At 54.5% G+C, this 19,893-nt stretch carries 15 protein-coding genes and 1 pseudogene; 13 read left to right on the top strand and 3 right to left on the bottom strand.

The genetic code is table 11. The features are described 5' to 3' along the window. The first annotated feature begins 40 nt into the window (after positions 1-40). The 5 genes from ACFSO0_RS08330 (at position 41) to ACFSO0_RS08310 (ending at position 3,619) form a co-directional block, all read left to right on the top strand. Positions 41-436, top strand: coding sequence for a hypothetical protein (locus tag ACFSO0_RS08330; protein ID WP_376878824.1), 396 nt, complete (start codon positions 41-43; stop codon positions 434-436). A 79-nt stretch (positions 437-515) separates the two neighbouring features. Then, positions 516-977, top strand: coding sequence for a chemotaxis protein CheX (locus tag ACFSO0_RS08325; protein ID WP_376878822.1), 462 nt, complete (start codon positions 516-518; stop codon positions 975-977). A gap of 129 nt (positions 978-1,106) precedes the next feature. Further along, positions 1,107-1,970 (top strand): ABC transporter permease subunit, encoded by an 864-nt coding sequence (locus ACFSO0_RS08320; RefSeq protein ID WP_376878820.1) that lies wholly within the window; start codon positions 1,107-1,109, stop codon positions 1,968-1,970. 22 nt (positions 1,971-1,992) lie between these two features. After that, positions 1,993-2,916, top strand: coding sequence for an ABC transporter permease subunit (locus tag ACFSO0_RS08315; protein WP_376878818.1), 924 nt, complete (start codon positions 1,993-1,995; stop codon positions 2,914-2,916). 481 nt (positions 2,917-3,397) lie between these two features. Then, the gene (locus tag ACFSO0_RS08310) at positions 3,398-3,619 is read left to right on the top strand and encodes a helix-turn-helix domain-containing protein (protein WP_003387736.1); all 222 of its coding nucleotides are present in this window, start codon (positions 3,398-3,400) and stop codon (positions 3,617-3,619) included. A 98-nt stretch (positions 3,620-3,717) separates the two neighbouring features. Here ACFSO0_RS08310 and ACFSO0_RS08305 read toward each other — a convergent pair whose 3' ends face one another. Continuing rightward, a complete protein-coding gene (locus ACFSO0_RS08305; protein WP_376878814.1) occupies positions 3,718-5,196 on the bottom strand; it encodes an Lsa family ABC-F type ribosomal protection protein in 1,479 nt (492 codons plus the stop codon). A gap of 402 nt (positions 5,197-5,598) precedes the next feature. Here ACFSO0_RS08305 and ACFSO0_RS08300 point away from each other — a divergent pair, with 402 nt between their 5' ends. The 8 genes and pseudogenes from ACFSO0_RS08300 (at position 5,599) to ACFSO0_RS08265 (ending at position 16,601) form a co-directional block, all read left to right on the top strand. Continuing rightward, positions 5,599-6,246 carry a TetR/AcrR family transcriptional regulator gene (locus tag ACFSO0_RS08300; RefSeq protein WP_376878812.1) on the top strand — a complete coding sequence of 216 codons (648 nt, stop codon included), beginning with the start codon at positions 5,599-5,601 and terminating at the stop codon, positions 6,244-6,246. 42 nt (positions 6,247-6,288) lie between these two features. Next, complete coding sequence (locus ACFSO0_RS08295; RefSeq protein ID WP_376878810.1) at positions 6,289-8,016, top strand: ABC transporter ATP-binding protein; 1,728 nt, start codon at positions 6,289-6,291, stop codon at positions 8,014-8,016. Continuing rightward, positions 8,013-9,917 (top strand): ABC transporter ATP-binding protein, encoded by a 1,905-nt coding sequence (locus ACFSO0_RS08290; protein ID WP_376878808.1) that lies wholly within the window; start codon positions 8,013-8,015, stop codon positions 9,915-9,917. The genes ACFSO0_RS08295 and ACFSO0_RS08290 overlap by 4 nt, the downstream gene beginning before the upstream one ends. 179 nt (positions 9,918-10,096) lie before the next feature. Continuing rightward, positions 10,097-11,149: a hypothetical protein gene (locus ACFSO0_RS08285; RefSeq protein WP_376878806.1), complete on the top strand. Its 1,053-nt coding sequence runs from the start codon at positions 10,097-10,099 to the stop codon at positions 11,147-11,149. 207 nt (positions 11,150-11,356) lie between these two features. After that, positions 11,357-12,271 (top strand): cysteine synthase A, encoded by a 915-nt coding sequence (gene cysK, locus ACFSO0_RS08280; protein WP_376878804.1) that lies wholly within the window; start codon positions 11,357-11,359, stop codon positions 12,269-12,271. Between the two features lie 310 nt (positions 12,272-12,581). Beyond that, a complete protein-coding gene (locus ACFSO0_RS08275) occupies positions 12,582-14,837 on the top strand; it encodes an immune inhibitor A domain-containing protein (protein WP_376878802.1) in 2,256 nt (751 codons plus the stop codon). A 305-nt stretch (positions 14,838-15,142) separates the two neighbouring features. Next, positions 15,143-15,541: pseudogene (tnpA, locus tag ACFSO0_RS08270) on the top strand (IS200/IS605 family transposase). Between the two features lie 4 nt (positions 15,542-15,545). Next, a complete protein-coding gene (locus ACFSO0_RS08265) occupies positions 15,546-16,601 on the top strand; it encodes an RNA-guided endonuclease InsQ/TnpB family protein (protein WP_376878800.1) in 1,056 nt (351 codons plus the stop codon). A gap of 146 nt (positions 16,602-16,747) precedes the next feature. Here the strand turns inward: ACFSO0_RS08265 and ACFSO0_RS08260 are convergent, their stop codons facing one another. Together ACFSO0_RS08260 and megL are read right to left on the bottom strand one after the other, a co-directional pair. Continuing rightward, on the bottom strand, positions 16,748-18,319 hold the full coding sequence (locus tag ACFSO0_RS08260; protein ID WP_376878799.1) for a sigma 54-interacting transcriptional regulator: 1,572 nt from the start codon (positions 18,317-18,319) through the stop codon (positions 16,748-16,750). 145 nt (positions 18,320-18,464) lie between these two features. Beyond that, positions 18,465-19,652, bottom strand: coding sequence for a methionine gamma-lyase (gene megL / locus ACFSO0_RS08255; protein ID WP_376878911.1), 1,188 nt, complete (start codon positions 19,650-19,652; stop codon positions 18,465-18,467). Between the last annotated feature and the right edge of the window lie 241 nt (positions 19,653-19,893).

Below are 19,893 nucleotides of genomic sequence, written 5' to 3'. Positions count from 1 at the left end.
CTGCTGCTTCCGGGCGTTTGTGTTTTGGGAGGGAAAATTTATGTTTTATCACGGGATCAAATGGGAATATGTGTGGAAAGAGTACCCATTGCTCTCTCCCCGACGTACGGTCCGAAGCAAACGACAGGAGCAACTGCTGGATCGTTTGCATTTGCTGCAGCAGTTTGGTCTGGAGCCCATCCATTTGCTGGAAGCCGATGAGACATACCCCCCTGAGCGCTGCATCCGGGAGTGCATGGCGTTTGGCGATACGGTCTTTGCCTTTGAACGTCTTGAACTGCCGATGTGGCAGCTAAGCAGCCACGAGGTAGGAGTCGAAGTGCTGGACTTGCGCACTTGTGTATCTATTTTCACATGCAGGAATGAGGCGAAAGTCGAGGATCTTTTTCCCGGTATCCCTTGTTTTCGTGACTGTTTTCCTGCAAGTTTTTACTAATCCTCTTGCTTCTGACAAAAGTCGACATTATGATAAGGCTAAGACACAGTTAATTGCCCGGGAAAGGAAGATTGCTCAAATGAAAGACCTTGACTTTTTAGATCCATTTCTCGAATCTGCAACATCCGTGATTCAGCAAGTTTGCAATGTAGACATTTCTCGCGGCGAAATGTCTGAAAGGGAATGGTTGAGCCCGGAAAACCATACATGGATTCAGATCGGGATGACGGGCCAGTTGCAGGGAAGCGTGTATTTTGGCCTGCAGGACCAGTTGGCGCTGCGGATTGTATCCGCCATGATGGGAGGCTTCCCCGTGCATGAGATGGATGAAATGGGGAGAAGTGCGATATCGGAACTGAGCAATATGATCTCGGGGAATGCGACCACGATTTTGTCCAACAAGGGCGTGGCTGTCGACATTACGCCGCCGACAGTGTTGCTGCAGGACGAAATGCAAGGCATCACCGGTACAGCGCTCTCGGCACCGCTTGATCTGCACGACATGGGCCGCATGGAAATTCAAATGGTAGTAGTTGGATAGGACGGCAGAGGCCGTCTTTTTTTTATTGGTAAATAATCCGAAATATAAAAAAACATAAAATATTTTTGATTGTCTGGATGGATTTTAATAGATGGTGTATTGTTGGAACTAGCAAGGGGGTATGCAGGCTTGTCGTATGTGAAGCAACTGCTGGGCATGTTTTTTTTGGTCGTCGCCGTGTGTGGCGGGCCATTCATGTTGTATACGGTAAAGGAAGAAATCGTGTTCGCCCCGGAAAATGTGGTGGTGCGCACGGTGTACCTGATTCAGCAAATCGCCCAAGGTTCGCTGGGGACCTATTATTTGGGGGAAAACGAAAGAAGCATCGCCGAGGACATCTTTCCTTTTGCCCTAAGTACGTTTGAACTGCTGTTTTCCAGCGTGCTCATCGCTGTGGCTGCGAGTCTCGTTTTCGGGTTGTTTTTGCAGCGCTTCCGCATCGTGCAGCACTTCCAGAAGCTGTTGAACCTGATCGCGACGATTCCGGATTTTGTTCTGATTTTTATGTCAATTTTTGCAGCGATTGCGTTTTACAAGGCAACCAATATCCGCATCATCACGCTGTCTCCGACGAGCGACGCGGAGAACAGCTGGTTTCCGATGATCTTGCTGGCGATCGGGCCTACCATTTTTCTCATGAAAGTCGTCAGTCTGAAGTACAATCAGATCGGCGGCGAAGATTACATCAAGACAGCTGTGGCCAAAGGCATGGGCGTCTGGCATGTCCTCATCCACCATGTGTACAAGAACATCAAGCCGTATTTGCTGGCGGATCTGAAAAAGACGATAGCGATTACCGTCGCCAACCTGTTCATCGTCGAGTATTTGCTCAATGTGGTCGGACTGACGCGATTCATCTTCAGCAAAAGCGGTCCGTATCAGTTCAATGCGGCAGTTATGGGCCTGCTCGGCATCATTCTGCTGTCCATTCTCGTCTACCTGCTGATTCGCGCGATCCTATACCTGTTTGAACGCGCGGTCGTCTATAAATAATCGCTTGCGAGTGAGGTTGTCTATGCGAAAACGATTCAATTGGTCGTTGTGGAGCGGTTCCGTACTGGTGCTGCTCCTGCTCCTCGTCGGCCTGATCGGGCCTTATGCGGCTCCGTACGAGCTGGATTTTCAGGAGAAGCTGCGAAACGAAGTCGTCGGCGGCAAGAAGATCATCATTTCGCCGCCGCTGCCGCCGTCTGCTGAACATATATTCGGAACGGACAAATGGGGCTACGACATGTTGACCTTGCTAATGTACGGAGCTCCGTATACGGTATACGTCACGCTGGCGGCGGCACTCGTCCGCCTGCTGGCGGGCACGGTGATCGGACTGTACATCGGGATACAGGACAAGCCGCAGCAATGGTGGCTGGCGATCGAGAACGCCTGGAGCTACATGCCGATCTTCATTCCGGTCTACTTCTTGCTCAAGGGTGTGAGCATCAACCCGCTGATGCCTACTTCGACGCTGGTGACGCTTTTCATCGGGGTGGTGGCTGTACTGGGGGCGCCGAGCGTTGCGTCCTCTATTCGGCAGAAGACGCAGCAAATCAAGGAAACGCAGTACGTCCTGGCCGCGACATCGCTGGGAGCCGGGCGCGAGCAAATCATTTTCCGGCACATCGTCCCGCATCTGAAGGAGCAGCTGGTCATCATCCTGGTGACGGAGATGGTGGCAATCATGACTTTGATGGGACTCCTTGGCATGTTTGACCTGTTCGTCGGCGGCACGAAAATGACGACAGACCCCGTCTTGTACCACTCTATCACCCATGAATGGGCAGGGCTGCTCGGCTCGTACCGGAGCTTTGTTTACAGCAACTATACCTGGATTTATCTCACGCCCTTGGCAGCGTTTGTCTGGGCGATCGGCTCCTTTAGCTTGCTGGCCAAAGGTCTCCGGGAAAAATTCGAGCAGACGTACCACCGCACACCGTTTATTTGAGTCACGTGCCCTGATCCAACTGCGGATCGGGGCTGTTTTGCTGTGGCGGGGGTTAAACAAGATTGAATAGTAGCGGCTGAGCATGGAGCAGTACGGGTGTCAAGTGAATAGACTACAGTGTCGGGGGCGGTGTTGGCCTTGGGTTCCGACGTCAGATTCCTTTTCGCGCGCATCCCTCGCGGCAGATCTGGAAAAACTGGCGGCCATCGTCGTCCTCGCGTGCAACGTGTTCACTGCGCCTGCCGAACATGCAATCGAAGGGAATACGAACGTACTTGCGGCTCGAAACAAGGTTCTCGAAAATGAGACAGCAGAGAAGTAGGTGTTCGGAACCCATTGCCCAAATTTTGAATAGGATGTAAGGCAAAAGCCTAAAATCCTTGAAATTCCGGCACCATCACCCACCCCCCAACATAGGATAAGGTGACTCTGTAATCCCTCAACCTTGTTCCTGTAGAGCCCACAAGGAGGGGTGGCACGATTGAAGGGGAGCGACCAAACCAAGCCGTTGTTAACGAATCGCGAAAGAGAAGTATTTGAACTCTTGGTCCAGGATAAGACAACCAAAGAGATTGCCGGACAACTCTTCATCAGCGAAAAGACTGTACGCAATCACATTAGCAATGTCATGCAAAAATTAGGTGTCAAAGGTCGATCTCAGGCAGTAGTCGAACTCGTTCGACTTGGTGAACTAGAGATTTGAACCCGGTCCACCCAGCCTCCCTTTTCTTCCCATGGTCGGAAGGGAGGGTTTTTTATTGCTGGAGGCCAGGTTCATTTTTGTGAGAGCGGACAGGCAGCCTAGAGCTGAACGATCTTTGACGCGATCCGGTCGACGAATTCGCGGTCGTGCTCCACAAACAGAATGGTCGGGGAGTGCTCGAGCAGCAACTCCTCGATCTGCATGCGGGAAATGACGTCGATATAATTGAGCGGCTCATCCCAGATGTGCAGGTGAACGTTTTCGCAAAGGCTTTTGGCGATCAGCACTTTCTTCTTTTGCCCGCCGCTGTATGCGGATATTTCTTTCTCGAACTGGGCACGGGAAAAATCGAGCTTGCGCAAAATCGACTTGAACCGGCTTTCATCGATTCCGCAGCGTCGGGCAAAGTCGGTCAAATTGCCGGAGAGATGGGAGGTGTCCTGGGAGACGTAGGAGATTTTCAGTTGGCTCCCCGCCCGAAATACACCTGTATATTGCAGATTCTCTCCGCAAATCAGCTTGAGAATGCTCGACTTTCCGGAGCCGTTTCTTCCCGAGAGAGCGATTCGCTCCCCTTGGTCAATGGTGAAGCTGACGTCGGTGCATACCGCTTTTTCTCCATAGGAAAGAGAGAGGTGCTCAAGCTCGACAAGCCGGCTTTTGTGATAGGCGAGCTGCGAGATTTTCAGGCTGTCCTGGTTTTCGATGTTTTTTAGTAGATGTGACTTCTCCTCGATGGCAGCATGCTGACGGTGTTCGAGAGATTTCGCGCGCTTCATCATTTTGGCGGCTTTGTGCCCGACGTAGCCTTTGTCTACTTTGGAGCCGGAATTGCGGGTGCCGTTTTTCGTCTTTTCCACCTGATCGGACCAATGGCTCGTACGTTTCGCTGCGTCCGCCAGCCGCTTGATGTCCTTCTTCAGCTTTTCATTTTCCGCCAGTTCAAACTGGTCGCTTCGTTCCTTGTTTTCCCACCAGGTGGTGAAGTTGCCTTTTTGAATCTCGATGTTCGTCTTGTTGATCGAGAGGATGTGATCGACGCAGTTGTCGAGGAAAGCTCTGTCGTGAGAGACGAGAATGAATCCGCGCTTGGACTTCAGATAGTCGCTGACGAGCTTTCGCCCTGCCATGTCGAGGTGGTTGGTCGGCTCGTCGATGAGCAGGAAGCTGTTCTCCTTCAGGAACAAGGCAGCGAGGAGCACCTTAGTCTGCTCGCCGTTGGACAAGGAGCAGAAAGGCCGATACAGGACATCCTCGGACACCTTCAGCAAGGAAAGTTCGCGCATCAGCTCCCATTGCGCAAAGTCTCCCAGAATATCGCCGACGACATCCAGCGTCTGGTTTTCCGGACTGCCGACGACGAACGGAAAATATTCAAATTGAACCGAGGCAGTAATTTTCCCGCTGTATTCGTATTTGCCGAGCAGCAGGTTGAGAAAGGTCGTCTTGCCCCTCCCGTTTCTGCCCGTAAAACCGAGCTTCCAATCAGTGTCGATCTGGAAGCTGACATTTTCAAAAACAGGTTCAAAGCTGCACTCGTAGGCGAAGCTCAGGTTCGTTACATGGATTAATGACATGCGGCAATCCTCCCGTATGCAAAATAGAAAAGCCACAAGAAAGTTACTTTCTTGCAGCTCAAATGCATACGTCAAATCCAGCCCATACATACAAATGGGACAGGGCGAGGATATGGTTTGAGTGAAAGGACCCGTAACTTTCTTGCATGCCAAAGAATAAAACAAGCCAGGCGAAACATATCGCGTTTTTTGTTTTCCTTTGTGAGCAAGAAAAAATTACATGTTCCCTTTCAACTCCAGTCATGATAGTAGAGCCATCTTACCACACGCCTTCCGCAATCACAATCTCCTTTTTCTCCAAAAATGCTGACCGTGCATGATTCCCCTATTGACACAAGGCACAGACAGGATTATATTTTGACTGACAAAAAAGTCAATATATAAGCAGAAGGGGGGAGACCCTTGCCGCGCACGAAAGAGCAGAACGAAAAAATCCGTCTGCGGCGCAAAGAAGCGATCATGAAAGGTGCTCTTGGCGTCTATGTGGAAAACGGCTTTGCCGCGGCAGACATCGGGGAGGTTGCGAAGCGCGCCGGAGTGGCCCGAGGACTGGTTTATTACTACTACAAAGACAAGCGGACGCTGTTCCGGGATTTGTTTATGCATATGTTCCACCTGTCCAACGTCTACACCCGCAAGCATTTTGCCCAGGAGGGGACGGCCGTCGAGCTGTGCGAGAAGTTTGCCTCCGACATGTACCACAATCTGTTCGAGAGCTCAGAGCATGTGCTGTTCTTTTTCCGGATGCGGTATGACCTGCATGAACTGTTCTCGCAGGAAGAGCTGCGGACATTGCTCTGGCAAGACAACAACTTGCAGGTAGTGGTGGAGAAGCTGCGGGCAGGCATGGAAGCCGGAGAAGTGCGGCGCATGTCGCCGGAGCTGCTGACAGAACAATACTGGGGCGCGATGATGCACGGGATGGGCTTTCTGAGAAAGCGAAAGGAAGCCTTGCTGCGGAAAGGGAAAAGCCTGGAGGAAGTGGAAAAGCTGCTTTCGCCGGAAATCAAGGCGGCGATGGACTCGTGCGTCGCCATGCTTCGCCCGTGAGTGAAGCGACCTTTGCAAAATCGTACCGAAAGGGGAATTCTTTTGCTGAAATTGATGCCGTTCTTGCGGCCTTACCGGTCTATGGTCGTATTGACCATGGTATTTGTGCTGCTGCAATCGCTTGCGAACCTGTACTTGCCGACGTTGATGTCCGACATCGTGAACGAAGGCATCGTCAAGGAAAATACCGGCTACATTTGGCGGATCGGCGGCCTGATGCTGCTGGTGTCAGCGGTCGGCGCAGTGCTGTCGGTGACCGCGAGCTACATGTCTTCCAAAGCTGCTTCGGGCTTCGGCATGCGGCTGCGCAGTAATGTGTTTAGTCATATAGAAAAATTTTCACTTCAGGAGTTTGACAAACTGGGGACGGCCTCGCTGATTACGCGCACGACCAACGATATTACGCAAGTGACGCAAGTGCTGAACATGATGCTGCGGATGATGGTCATGGCGCCGATGATGTGTATCGGCGGGATCATCATGGCTGTGTCCAAGGATGCCCAACTGTCGCTCGTCATCATCGCGGCCGTTCCCATTCTCGCCTTGGCGATCTTTGGCATTGGCTCCAAAGGCATTCCGTATTTCAAAGTGATGCAGATCAAGATCGACCGGCTGAATCTGGTGCTGCGCGAGTATTTGACGGGGATGCGCGTCGTGCGTGCGTTCAACCGGACGGAGCACGAGCAGGAGCGGTTCAACCGAGCAAATGAGGACGTGACGGCGACGGCGATCAAGGCAAACCGGATCATGGCCGGAATGATGCCGGTGATGATGCTGATGATGAATATCACCTCGATTGCGATCATCTGGTTCGGGGGCTTGCGCATCAGCACCGGACATATGCAGGTCGGCGATTTGATGGCGTTTTTGCAATATGCGATGTCCATTCTGTTCTCGCTGATGATGGCTTCCATGATGTTCAGCATGGTGCCGCGCGCGTCTGCCTCTGCGGCACGCATCCACGAAGTGCTTGCGACAGAGCCGGTCATTCTCGACAGCGGAAAGGTGAGCGGGCGGGCACCGGCGGGAGGACAGGTCACGTTTGAGCAGGTGACGTTCCGCTATCCGGGCGCAGAGAAGCCTGCGTTGTCCTCGATCTCTTTTTCGGCGAAGCCTGGGCAAGTGACGGCGATCATCGGCGGTACGGGGGCAGGGAAGTCGACGCTCGTCAGCCTGATCCCGCGTTTTTACGACGTGGAGAGCGGCAGCGTGCGCATCGGCGATACGGATGTGCGGGAGCTGCCGCAGGATGAGCTTCGTTCCCGAATCGGGTTCGTGCCGCAAAAGGCGCTGCTCTTTACGGGTACGATCGAGGAAAATCTTCGGTACGGCAAGGAAGACGCGACAGACGAGGAAATTAGGCATGCGGCAGAGGTCGCGCAGGCGGCCGATTTCATCGACAGGATGCAGGACGGGATGCAGACCGTGCTCGCCCAAGGAGGCATGAACCTGTCGGGAGGACAAAAGCAGCGTCTGTCCATCGCACGAGCCCTCGTCCGGAAGCCGGATGTGTACGTGTTCGACGACAGCTTTTCTGCCCTCGATTTCAAGACGGACGCCAGGCTGCGGGCAGCCTTGAAGGCGGAAACAGCGGAGGCGACCGTCATCATCGTCGCGCAGCGGGTGAATACCGTCATGGACGCTGACCAGATCATCGTGCTGGAGGAAGGCGAAATCGCCGGAATCGGCACGCATCAGCAGCTGCTGGCGTCGTGCCGCGTCTATGAGGAAATCGTGAAATCCCAGCTGACAGAGGAGGAGATCGCATGAGTAACGATCAACGGCGCACACCTCCCGGAACTTCTGGCGCAGGACATGGCGGACAGAGGCCGATGGGCTTCGGCGGTCACGGGATGCTGACCATGCCTGGACAAAAGGCGAAAAACTTCAAAGGAACGCTGCGGCGCCTGCTCGGCTACTTGAAGCCGTATCAGGCGAAGCTGACCGTCGTCTTTTTGACGGCGGCGCTTAGCACCGTTTTTTCCATCGTCAGCCCGAAATTGCTCGGGAATGCGACGACGACCATTTTTGCAGGCTTTATGGGCAAGCTGAAAGGAATTCCGGGAGCGGCGTTCGATTTTTCCGCCATTTGGCAGATCGTCCTGACCTTGCTCGGGCTGTACCTGTTTTCCTCGCTGTTTGCCTACATCCAGCAATACGTGATGGCGGGAGTGGCGCAAAAAATCGTCTGCACGCTGCGACGGGAAGTGAATGAAAAGCTGGCGAGACTGCCGCTCAAATACTTCGACGGGCGCACCCACGGCGAAGTCATGAGCCGGGTGGTCAACGATGTGGATACGATCAGCGGCACGCTGCAGCAAAGCTTGACGCAAATGATTACATCCCTGATTACGCTGATCGGCGTCATCGTCATGATGCTGACGATCAGCCCGCTCATGACGCTGATCGTACTTCTGACGATCCCGCTTAGCTTTGTGGTCATCAAGCAGATCGCTTCCCGCTCGATGCCGCATTTCAAGGGACAGCAGCAGGCGCTCGGGGCGCTGAACGGACACGTGGAGGAAATGTACACGGGACACAAGATCGTCAAGGCATTCGGGCGCGAGAAGCAGGCGATTGAAAAGTTCGAGCAAATCAACGGAAAGCTGTACGAGTCTGGCTGGAAGGCCCAGTTCATCTCGGGGATCATGATGCCGCTCATGATGTTCGTCGGCAATATCGGCTACGTGCTGATCTGTGTAGTCGGCGGCGTGCTCGTCACGCTGGGGAGCATTACAATCGGGGACGTCCAGGCTTTTATCCAGTACGCCCAGCAGTTTTCCCACCCGATCACGCAAATGGCCAACATTGCCAACATCATCCAGTCTACGCTGGTGTCTGCGGAGCGGATTTTTGAAATTCTCGACGAGCAGGAGGAAGAAGCAGGAGAGGCTGCGGAGAAGAGGGCTGGTGAGTGGAGGGGGCATGTGACGTTTGAGTATGTGTCCTTTGGCTACAAGGAAGGCGAGCCGCTGATCCGGAACATGAACATCGACGTCGCTCCGGGCATGACGGTCGCCATCGTCGGGCCGACAGGGGCCGGGAAGACGACGCTGGTCAACCTGCTCATGCGGTTTTACGAAATCGGCGAGGGACGGATCACGATCGACGGCAGGGACATCCGCAGCATGCCGCGCGAAGAGCTGCGCAGCCAGTTCGGGATGGTCCTGCAGGATACGTGGCTGTTCAATGGCACGATCCGGGAAAACATCGCCTACGGCCGCGCCGGGGCGAGCGAGACCGAGATCGTGCAGGCCGCGCGGGCCGCACACGCCGATCATTTCATACGCACCTTGCCGGATGGCTACGAGACGGTTCTGAACGAGGAAGCGTCGAACATATCCCAAGGGCAAAAGCAACTGTTGACGATTGCGCGGGCATTTCTGGCCGATCCTACCATCCTCATTCTGGACGAGGCGACGAGCAGCGTCGACACGCGGACCGAGCTCTTGATCCAACAGGCGATGGCGCGCCTGATGGAAGGACGCACGAGTTTTGTCATCGCGCATCGGCTCTCTACGATCCGCGACGCCGACCTGATCCTCGTCATGAATCAGGGCTCGGTTATCGAGCAGGGCAATCACGAGGAGTTGCTGGCCAAAGGCGGATTCTACGCGGATCTGTACAACAGCCAGTTTTCGCAAAACGGCGAGGCCCAGCAGGCGATCTGACCCAAATGGATATCTGCGCTCCCCGCTGGCAGATGGTCTGGGACGGATGAGTGCCGTCCCGATTATTGGCCTTTCGACTCATAGGGTTTCCCGGTGCTTATCATGTATGATGGTGACATGGCACCATTTGGCAAGAAAATGGCCGGGTGGGGAGACAGAGGAAGGGTTGGAGTCACCGTATGAGCAACAACAAAAGGTTCGCGTTTATCGTGGCCGCACTCGTCGTCATCGCGGCGGCAGGCTTCGCGATCAGCCGGCTTTTCGGCGGAGTCTCGTATGCAGAAGGCTACCTGTACGAGGAAGAAAACCGCATGATTTACGCCAAAGTAACTCCTGGCGAGGAGCAAGGTCAGGTGAAGGTAGATGTCACCGACACGTATGTGGAGGAGGAAGACAGCGTTCCCGTCCTCAAGACGGCATCCAGCGTCTATACGGGAAGCGCAGAGGACGGCAAACTGGCACTCACGTCCGCGCAGCAGCCGGGCAAGCCGGTCGCAGCGACTGTCACGGCGGATGAGCTGGTCTTCCTGGGGCCTTTGCAGGAAGGGGGACAAGCTCTCCCGAAGCTGGCGGCGAGCCAGGACGCAGCCTATCAGAAGCAGCTTGCGGCTATGACCGCGCGCATCAACGAGCTGGCCGAAGGGAAGAAAAAAGAGCTGGCGGAGAAGCGGGCAAAGGAAGCGGCGCGGGTAGAGTTTGCCAAGAAAGTCGAGAAGACGGACAGGCTGGTCGCGGACCTCGTGGAAAATGCACAGTATTTGACAGACCTGCAATTTGCGGATGAAGCCTCGCTGTACCAGGAACAGGTGGCGGAGCTGCAGGGGCTGCTGGAAGAAGTCAGGCTGTACGCCGGGCAACCGGGTTTGCAGCAGGCCGAGTATGCGGTCATGAAGGAGCATGTGAGTGCCATGAAGGTTCTCGTGGACGGCATAAAGGCGACGGATACTTCCGTGAAAGGCAAAAAGCAGCGCATGACGGACATTATGAGCGTACTGGAAACCGACCTGGCAGACGTGAAGGCGACCTGGGAGGAGATCAGGAACAAGGGGGTGCCGAAGCCCGATGAACGCCAAAAGGCGCTGGACAAGGCATTGAGCACCGCTTCCGAAGCGATCGCCCAGGCGAAGCAGCGAATGGCTGCCATCGACAAGCAGCAGTCGTCCGCCGGGCAGAAGGCGGCACAGATGTACAGCGAAGCCAATGCGCTCTTGGGCAAGTCCGAACCGAAATAAGATGGCACCAGGACCCTTTTGCTGCCGGATGCTGGCAGGCGAGAGGGTTTCTTTTTTGCTGCTTGCCAAAGATGGCCCTGAGTTGAGGAATGGCCATTCGCTCGCGAAAGCTTCACAGGAAATAGGGTTTTCATATAGACTTACTTGTATTATCCTAGTGGAAAGACAAGCGGCTGCGAGCTGATCGCGTCTTCCCAGGAGGTTTCTATGAGCGTCTATCAAAATATAACCGAGTTGATTGGCAATACCCCTCTCGTTCGCCTCAACCGGATCGTTCCGGCGGGTGCGGCAGAGGTGTTTGTGAAGCTGGAAAAGTTCAATCCGTCTGGCAGCGTCAAGGACCGGGCGGCATACAACCTCATTTTGACAGCGGAGCAGGCCGGGCTGATTCAGCCAGGCGATACGATCATCGAGCCGACCAGCGGAAATACGGGGATCGGGCTGGCGATGAACGCCGCGGCCAAAGGCTATCGGGCGATTCTCGTCATGCCGGACAACATGTCCAAAGAGAGAATCAACCTGCTCAAAGCGTACGGTGCCGAGGTCGTGCTGACGCCGAGCGAGCTGCGCATGCCGGGTGCAATCGCCAAGGCGGAGGAGCTGCAAAAGGAAATTCCGCGCAGCTTCATTCCCCAGCAGTTCGAGAACAGGGCCAATCCCGATATCCACCGCGTGACGACAGCGCAGGAAATCTACGAGCAGACAAAAGGACGGCTGGACGCGTTCGTCGCCACGGCGGGAACGGGCGGGACGATCACGGGAACGGGCGAGGCGTTGCGGGAGAAGCTGCCAAAGCTGTACATCGCCGTCGTCGAACCAAAAGGCTCGCCTGTCTTGTCAGGCGGCAAGCCCGGCCCGCACAAGCTGGTGGGTACCAGTCCCGGTTTCGTCCCGAAGATTCTCAACACCGGCATTTACAACGAGATCATACAAATCGCCGACGAGGAAGCGTTGCAGACGATGCGGCTGCTCGCCGCCAAAGAAGGCCTGCTCCTTGGGCCGTCCTCGGGGGCATCGGTATTCGCTGCCATCACCGTGGCGAAGCGGCTGGGCGAGGGGAAAAGGGTCGTCTGCATCGCGCCTGATACGGGCGAACGCTACCTGAGCATGAACTTTTTCTGAAAAGAAGCGCGCGAAAACCGGGCAGAGAGCCGCAGCAGCTCCTTTGTCCGGTTTTTCAATGGGAGCAAATATTCGCATGTGATGGCGCTCTTGCCTGCGAGTTGGCACTGACGCCATCCTGTTGCCACTTCTGGTATGCCGGCAGGGGCCGATGCGCAGGAAAACCTTCTCCAATTCAAGACGGGAAGGGTTTTTTTGTCGAAAAAAATTAATTGGTAATGACAACGCGGCGTGTGATAATTGTGAATAGTCGGAACTGGGGATAGAAAATAGTCCGGCAAACCAAGAGAAATAGAAGAGGGTGAGCGCAGTGAAGAAAGGAAAGAAGCTACTATCGGTCCTGTTTTCTTCCTCACTGGTGCTGAGCAGCATTGTGGCGGCACCAGCGACCGGGATGGCGAAATCGAAGGACAAGCCTCCGCTCGAGGTTGATCTGTCCACGGTCAACATCGAGCGCCTGGTGAAATCCTTGATGGAGCAAGGCGAGATCGATGAGGATGCGGATCAGGCAGAAATCGATCGCGCGGTGGAGAGGTTTTTGAAAGGCAAAAAGGTGCCCCACGGCATTGACGATTCCAGCTCCTTCGGGAAAAAGGCGAGCAAATCGCAGCTTGCGGCTGTGTCGAAGGCAGCTGGCAAAGTGTCCAAGCTGAAGGACGGCAGCCAGGTGCGGGCATCCAGCAGGTTACATACGGATCATTTGGTCGTTGCGCTGGTGGAATACCCTGATCTGCCGCACAACGAGGTGCCAAAGCAGAGCGACTCTCTGTGGACGAAAGATTTTAACCAAAAGCACTACGAGAAAATGCTGTTTGACCCAAAAGGCTACACGACGCCTGAAGGCATCAGCATGACCACGATGGCGAAGTACTACTCTGAACAGTCCGGCAACACGTGGACGGTAGACGGCGTCGTCACGCCATGGCTCACTGCGGAAAAAGAGAAAAAATACTACGGCGGCAACGATAAAAATGACAATGACAGCAATCCGCGGGACCTCGTCGTCGAGACGCTGGAAGCGGTGGGCGACGCGATTGCAGGACACGAGGACGAGTACGACCAGCGCGACCCGTACGATCTCGATGGCGACGGCGACCTGATGGAGCCGGATGGGATGCTGGACAACCTGATGATCGTTCATGCCGGCATCGGGGAAGAGACGGGCGAAGATCCGGATGCGATCTGGTCCCATCGCTGGACGCTGAAAAAGCCGACGGAAATTCCGGGCACAGATCTGTTAGCGTACGACTACATGATTCAGCCGGAAGACGGCGCACCTGGGGTATTCGCGCACGAGTACGGCCACAACCTCGGCCTGCCTGATCTGTACGACACATCCTACGGCGGGCACGATTCGCCGGTAGGCGCCTGGTCGCTGATGTCCTCGGGAAGCCACACCGGTTATGTGTTCCAGACGCAGCCAACGGGCTTCGACCCGTGGTCCAAGCTGATGCTGCAGCAAATGTACGGCGGCAGATGGATTGAGCCGGAGGTCATCGATTACCAGGCATTGAAAAAACGGAAAAAGTCCGTTAATCTCATCGACGCCAGCAGTATCGACAAGAGAGGGAAAGTGGTCAAGCTGAACATGCCGCAAGTCGAGAAGACGCCTCCGGTGCAGCCAAAAGACGGGGACTATTCGTATTTTTCCGATGAAGGCGACAACCTGAACACGAAGATGACCTCCGAAGTCATCGACCTGACAGGTGCCAGCTCCGCTTCCATGAGCTTCGACTCCTGGAGACAGATCGAGACGGGCTACGACTACCTGTACGTGAACGTCATCGACGCGGACACGGGCGAGAGCAAGGAAGTCAAAGCGTACGACGACGAGACCAAAGGCTGGGATAAGGAAGAAATCAGCCTGAACGACTTTGTCGGCAAGAAAATCCAGGTCGAATTCAATTACGTGACTGACGGCGGCTTGGCGAAGTCCGGCTTCTACCTGGACAACTTCGAGGTCAAAGCAGACGGGGAAGTCGTCTTCTCCGACGATGCGGAGGGCGAGCAAAAGTTCGATCTGGACGGCTTCATCCACTTCGACGGCGAAGGCAAAATGTACGATGCGTACTACCTCGTCGAGCTGCGCTCCCATGAGGGCGTGGACGCGGGCCTGAAATATTTCCGCCGCAACGACACGTTCTTTACGTACGATCCCGGTATGGTGATCTGGTACTACGATGGACGCTACGGCAAAACGCAGGACAACAATACGAGCAACCATCCAGGCTACGGCATGCTGGGCGTAGTGGATGCCCACCAGCAGGTCCGTTACTGGAATAATGACGAAGGAAACAAAGATGCCATTGCCGACTCCCGCTACCAGGTCAACGACGCGGCGTTCAGCCCGGCAAAAACATCCGGCATGAAGCTCGACTACACATTGGGCACGATGGATTACAAGCCGCTAAAAGGCGTGACGATCTTCAAGGACAGTGACGATTACACGATGCCGGAAGTGCCGGAAATCGGGAAAGTGCTGCCAAAGATCGGTCTGCAGATCAAGCTGGCTTCTGTATCGAAAAAATTCACGAGTGCCAGAGTCGAGTTCTCGATTGACAAGTAGTGCGAAAGTGCCCATGTCTCTTGCAGCAGTGAAGTGAACAAGCGCATGAAAAAAAGAGCGGCGTTTCGCTCCCCCGTCAGTGTGAGGGGGAGGGATCGCCGCTCTTTGCCTGTTTGTGTCCGGTTTTTGCAACTGGTCGGATTAATTGCCGACTGAAAGCCCACGGTTTTCATCGTGGGATGAAAGACGGCTTTGCCCGAACATCCCTGTATGGGATGGGCAGGGCAAACACTCAGCATGTGTGCGAGTGCATTTCTTTTTGTTCGTCTGTTGCAGTTTCATTGTAAAACTGATCCCATCATGATATGGGACAAGAATACAGACGGACAGCTACCACAGTATCTCTGATCCACTATCATTTTGTTTTCTGCCCTCGTTATCGAAGAAAAGTATTAGTGGAACAGGTGGAAGTTCGATTCAAGGAACTAGTAACTGAAATATGACAACAGAATGACTGGCTGATTGTGGCGATGGAAGTGATGCCAGATCATGTTCATTTATTCCTGAATGGTCTTCCCACCGATTCTCCATCAGACGTTATGGCAAAAGTGAAAGGAGTGACTTCTCGAATATTGAGGCAAGAATTCAAACATCATGCTCATTTGCCTAGTCTATGGACACGCTCTTTCTTCGTCAGTACAGCAGGAAACGTATCAAGCGAAACAGTCAAACGCTATGTCGAAGAACAAAAGAAAAGGGGGTGAGCTCATGCAAGCTTTAACGGTAAAAGTCCGAATTTTTCCTGATCATCCAGATGTTCTCCGCCAATTAGGAAAAGAGTATGTTCGGGTAGTGAACCAACTGAGTGAACAGGCGGAACAACTTGGAGTGTTTCCGAAAGTGACAACCAAAGATGTAGAATCCCGCCTTCCCTCTGCCGTCTGTAATCAAGCCATTCGTGATGCCAAGAGTGTGTACCGAAAAAGTAAGAAGTTGGGCACTCGCCCCATTCTTAAAAAACCTGTCTATTTCATCAACAATCAAAACTATTCCCTATCTGAAAATACGGTGGCTTTCCCGATCGGCGTTGATGGGAAGACAAAGAAGACAACCTTTCTTGCTATTCCAACGAATCGAGACATGGAGTTGTTACGTCAAGCCAAGCCTGGACTGATGCGAATCGTTGAAAAATCAGGAAAATGGTACGCTCAAATTTCGTTAGTAGTTCCCACAACCGAATCGAACGGTGAATACATGATGGGTATTGACCTTGGTCTGAAAGTTCCTGCTGTTGCTGTGACATCCACAGGGAAAACCAGATTTTTTGGAAATGGTAGACAGAACAAGTACATACGCAGAAAGTACCAGCAACGGAGGCGTACATTAGGTAAACTCAAAAAGTTGTCTGCCATTCGGAAACTTGGTAACAAGGAACAACGTTGGATGAAAGACCAAAATCATAAGATTAGTCGTCAAATTGTAAATACAGCCGTTCAAGAAGGCGTGTCCATCATCAAGCTTGAACGACTAGAGACGATTCGCAAGACGGCAAGAACAAGCCGTAAAAACGCAAAGAATCTGCATGGTTGGACGTTCTATCAGCTGCAACAATTCATATCCTACAAGGCAAGCCTTGTCAGCATAAGGGTTGTGGAGGTTCATCCTGCCTACACTTCTCAATCTTGCCCTGCCTGTGGGGAGAAGAACAAAGCGAGAGGCAGAAGATACGAATGTTCATGCGGATTCAACGCTCATCGTGATCGGGTTGGAGCGATCAATATCATGCGTCAACCTGTGGCAGATGGTAACAGTCTGTCAGCCTAAGATGCTATATGCACTGTCTTAGGACGGGCTGATGAGACAGCCCTGAACTTGGGGGAACTACGGATAGCAGAAATGCACTTCCGACTACCACCCAAGAATCCCACTGATACCGAAGGTGTCGGCTTGCGGCTTTAGCCGTGGGAGTCTCAAAGCTTGTATTTTTTCATCTTTTGCAAAACGGCGGTGTGGCTGATGCCCAATGAGGCCGCCGCCTGCCTGATGGAGCTGTGCTCGCGCAAGGCTCGGAGCAACAGCGTCTTTTCATACGCTTCCATTTGCTCGCGGAGGCGGCAGGAAGGCAGTGCTGATGCTGCGGCGGAGGGCGGCCCGGACGCTTCCGGGGGAAGGTCCAGATACAAGTGCTGCGGGTGAATTTCCGCGCCGGGACAAAGGTACACGGCTCGTTCCATCACGTTTTGCAGCTCGCGCACGTTGCCGGGCCAATGATGCCGTTGCAGCGCGTGAATGGCGGCTGGCGTCAGCTGCATGACCGGCCGGTTTGTCGAGCGGCATACGTTTTGCACAAAAAACTGGGCCAGCATGGGGATGTCGCTTTTGCGCTCGCGCAGGGGCGGAATGACGATCGGAATCACATGCAGGCGGTAGTACAAGTCTTCGCGGAACTGCCCTTTGCTCGTCATGTCTTGCAAATTCCGGTTGGTGGCAGCGATGATGCGCACATCGATGGGAATGGTCCTGCTCCCGCCCACTCTGCGGACCCCGCGTTCTTCCAGGACGCGAAGCAGCTTGGCTTGCAGGTGGAGGGGGAGATCGCCGATTTCATCGAGAAACAGCGTGCCGCCCTTGGCCATCTCAAACAGACCGAGCTTTCCCCCTTTGCGCGCGCCGGTAAATGCGCCCTGCTCGTACCCGAACAGCTCGCTTTCCAGCAAAGCATCGGGAATGGCGGCGCAGTTGATCGGCACAAAGGGCCCGGCAGCGCGGTGGCTCTCGCCGTGAATGGCACGGGCGAACAGTTCTTTTCCCGTACCGCTTTCGCCCTGCAAAAACACAGTCGCCTCGCTGCCTGCGACCCGCCTCGCCGTCTCGATGCACTGCCTCATGTTGTCGCTCTGCTGCACGATTTCTTCAAACGTAAAGCGATTGCTTTTCTGTACGGTCGATAGCAGCTCCTGGATTTGCTTGTGGTCGCGGAGCACGACGACTACGCCATTGCGCTCGCCGCTTTCGGCGGGAAGGATGGGATGATAGCTGCAGACATAGCGCATGGGGAGCTGGCGCCCGGCCGCCATCAGGCTGACCTGCACGCTGGGCAGCTCCACCGCATCCTGCAGGCAGCGTCTGATCTCGCGGGCAGCTTCACCCCACAGCTTTTCGATCGAGTCGTTCAGAAGCTGCTCGGGTTTTATCTGCAACATCTGCACGGCAGCGCGATTCATATTGGTGACGCGCAGCTGGTCGTCCAGCAGCAGTATGCCTTCCGAGACGGTGGCGAGGATGGTCTGGATGCGATTTTCGCGTTCTTCTGCAGGAAGGCAGGTGATTAGCCTGACCTGCTTGATGCCGTTTACCTGCAGGATCATTTTCGTAATCGGCGCGAGCTGGCTGTGCGGCACATACGGGATTTTTACATAAATGTAGTGAGGCACGACCTCCATGCCGACGATGTCGAGCTTGCCTGCCGCCAGGCACGAGAGGACTTCGTGCGTAATCCCGACCCGATTTTCGCCTTTGATCTCCAACGTAATCCCCTTCAATGAAAGCCCTCCTCGCCATTCATACCGTCTTTTGCTTTCTTTATTTTCCATCATAAAGAGAAAACTTGGCTGCGCCAAGCATCAGGCGCAAGCCAAGTTGCAAAGAAAAGCCCGGCGCGGTACGCACCCGGGCAAGTGTTGCGGCTTAGGCAAAAGACAGAGCCGTGTCGAGATCTTCCAAAATGTCCGCGATGTCCTCGATTCCGACAGACAAGCGAACGAGTCCATCGGTAATCCCCATCTTCGCGCGTTCTTCGGCAGGGACGACGGAGTGTGTCATCGAGGCAGGGTGCTGAATGAGCGAGTCGACGTCTCCAAGGCTCACGGCGCGCTTGCACAAATGTACGTTGTTCATCATGCGGATACCTGCTTCCATGCCGCCTTTCAGTTCAAAGGCGAGCAGCCCGCCAAAGCCATCCATTTGCCGGCAAGCCAGGTCGTATTGGGGAAAATCAGGCAGGCCGGGATAGTACACCGCCGCGACTTTCGGGTGGCTGTGCAAAAACCGGGCGACCTGCATGCCGTTTTCGCAGTGGCGGTCCATCCGCACCCCGAGTGTCTTCAGTCCGCGGATCAGCAAATAGGCATCGAAGGGAGCGAGAATGCCGCCGATGTCCTTTTGCGTGGTCAGGCGGATGCTGTCCATGATCGCCTTTGGCCCGACAGCGACACCGGCGATGACGTCTCCGTGCCCGCCGATAAACTTGGTGGCGCTGTGGATGACGATGTCTGCGCCATGCTCGATCGGGCGCTGCAAATAGGGAGACATGAAGGTGTTATCCACGACGACAGCAGCGCCGATCTCTCTGGCAATCTTGGCGACCAGCTGCAAGTCGACCAGCTCCATGGTAGGGTTGATCGGCGTTTCCACGTAAATGACGCGGGTTGTCGGCTGGAGCATTTGGCGGATGGAGGCTTCATCCGTCATGTCACAGAGCGAGTAGCTCACCTGAAAGCGGTCCTGCAGCAGGTTGAGCAGGCCGTATGTGCAGCCGTACAAGCCTTTTGTCCCCAGGATGTGGTCGCCCGTCTTCACGAGCGCGAGCAGGATGGCCGAGACGGCTGCCATTCCCGAGGCAAAGGCAAGACCCGCTTCCGCTTTCTCCAGAGCCGCCATTTTCTCCTCCAGAACAGTGACTGTCGGATTTCCCAGACGCGAGTAGATGTAGCCGGCCTCTTCACCGGCAAAGCGGCGAGCGCCCTCTTCTGTGGAAGAAAACACAAAGGTCGAGGTCTGGTAGATCGGGGTGGCGAGCGCACCGGTCAGAGGATCGCAGTGATAGCCGGCATGGATGGCAGTCGTGGACAGTCCCCGCTGTTTTTCTTTGTTCATCGCTTGGTTGAAAGTCATGGGAAAATCACCTCTCGGAATATTGGTAAAACGTATGGTTGCATGATCTGTGCCAGCTGGGAAAAGGCGGAAGCGGCCGCGCTATGTGGCCGATCGTGCGAGAATGCTGGAAAAGTTTCGTGCCAAGTGGCAAGAAAACGGACCAGCAGCGCAGAGCTGCGGTGCGGCGTTTCTCCCTGTTTGCTGGTCTAAGCGGAGCGAAACGGCAATACGTTATATCAAT

This window comes from Brevibacillus sp. GCM10020057, from assembly GCF_042683565.1.
GTDB lineage: Bacteria > Bacillota > Bacilli > Brevibacillales > Brevibacillaceae > Brevibacillus.
Note: the sequence above shows the minus strand (reverse complement) of the source record. Positions and strands in the feature narration are given on the sequence as shown.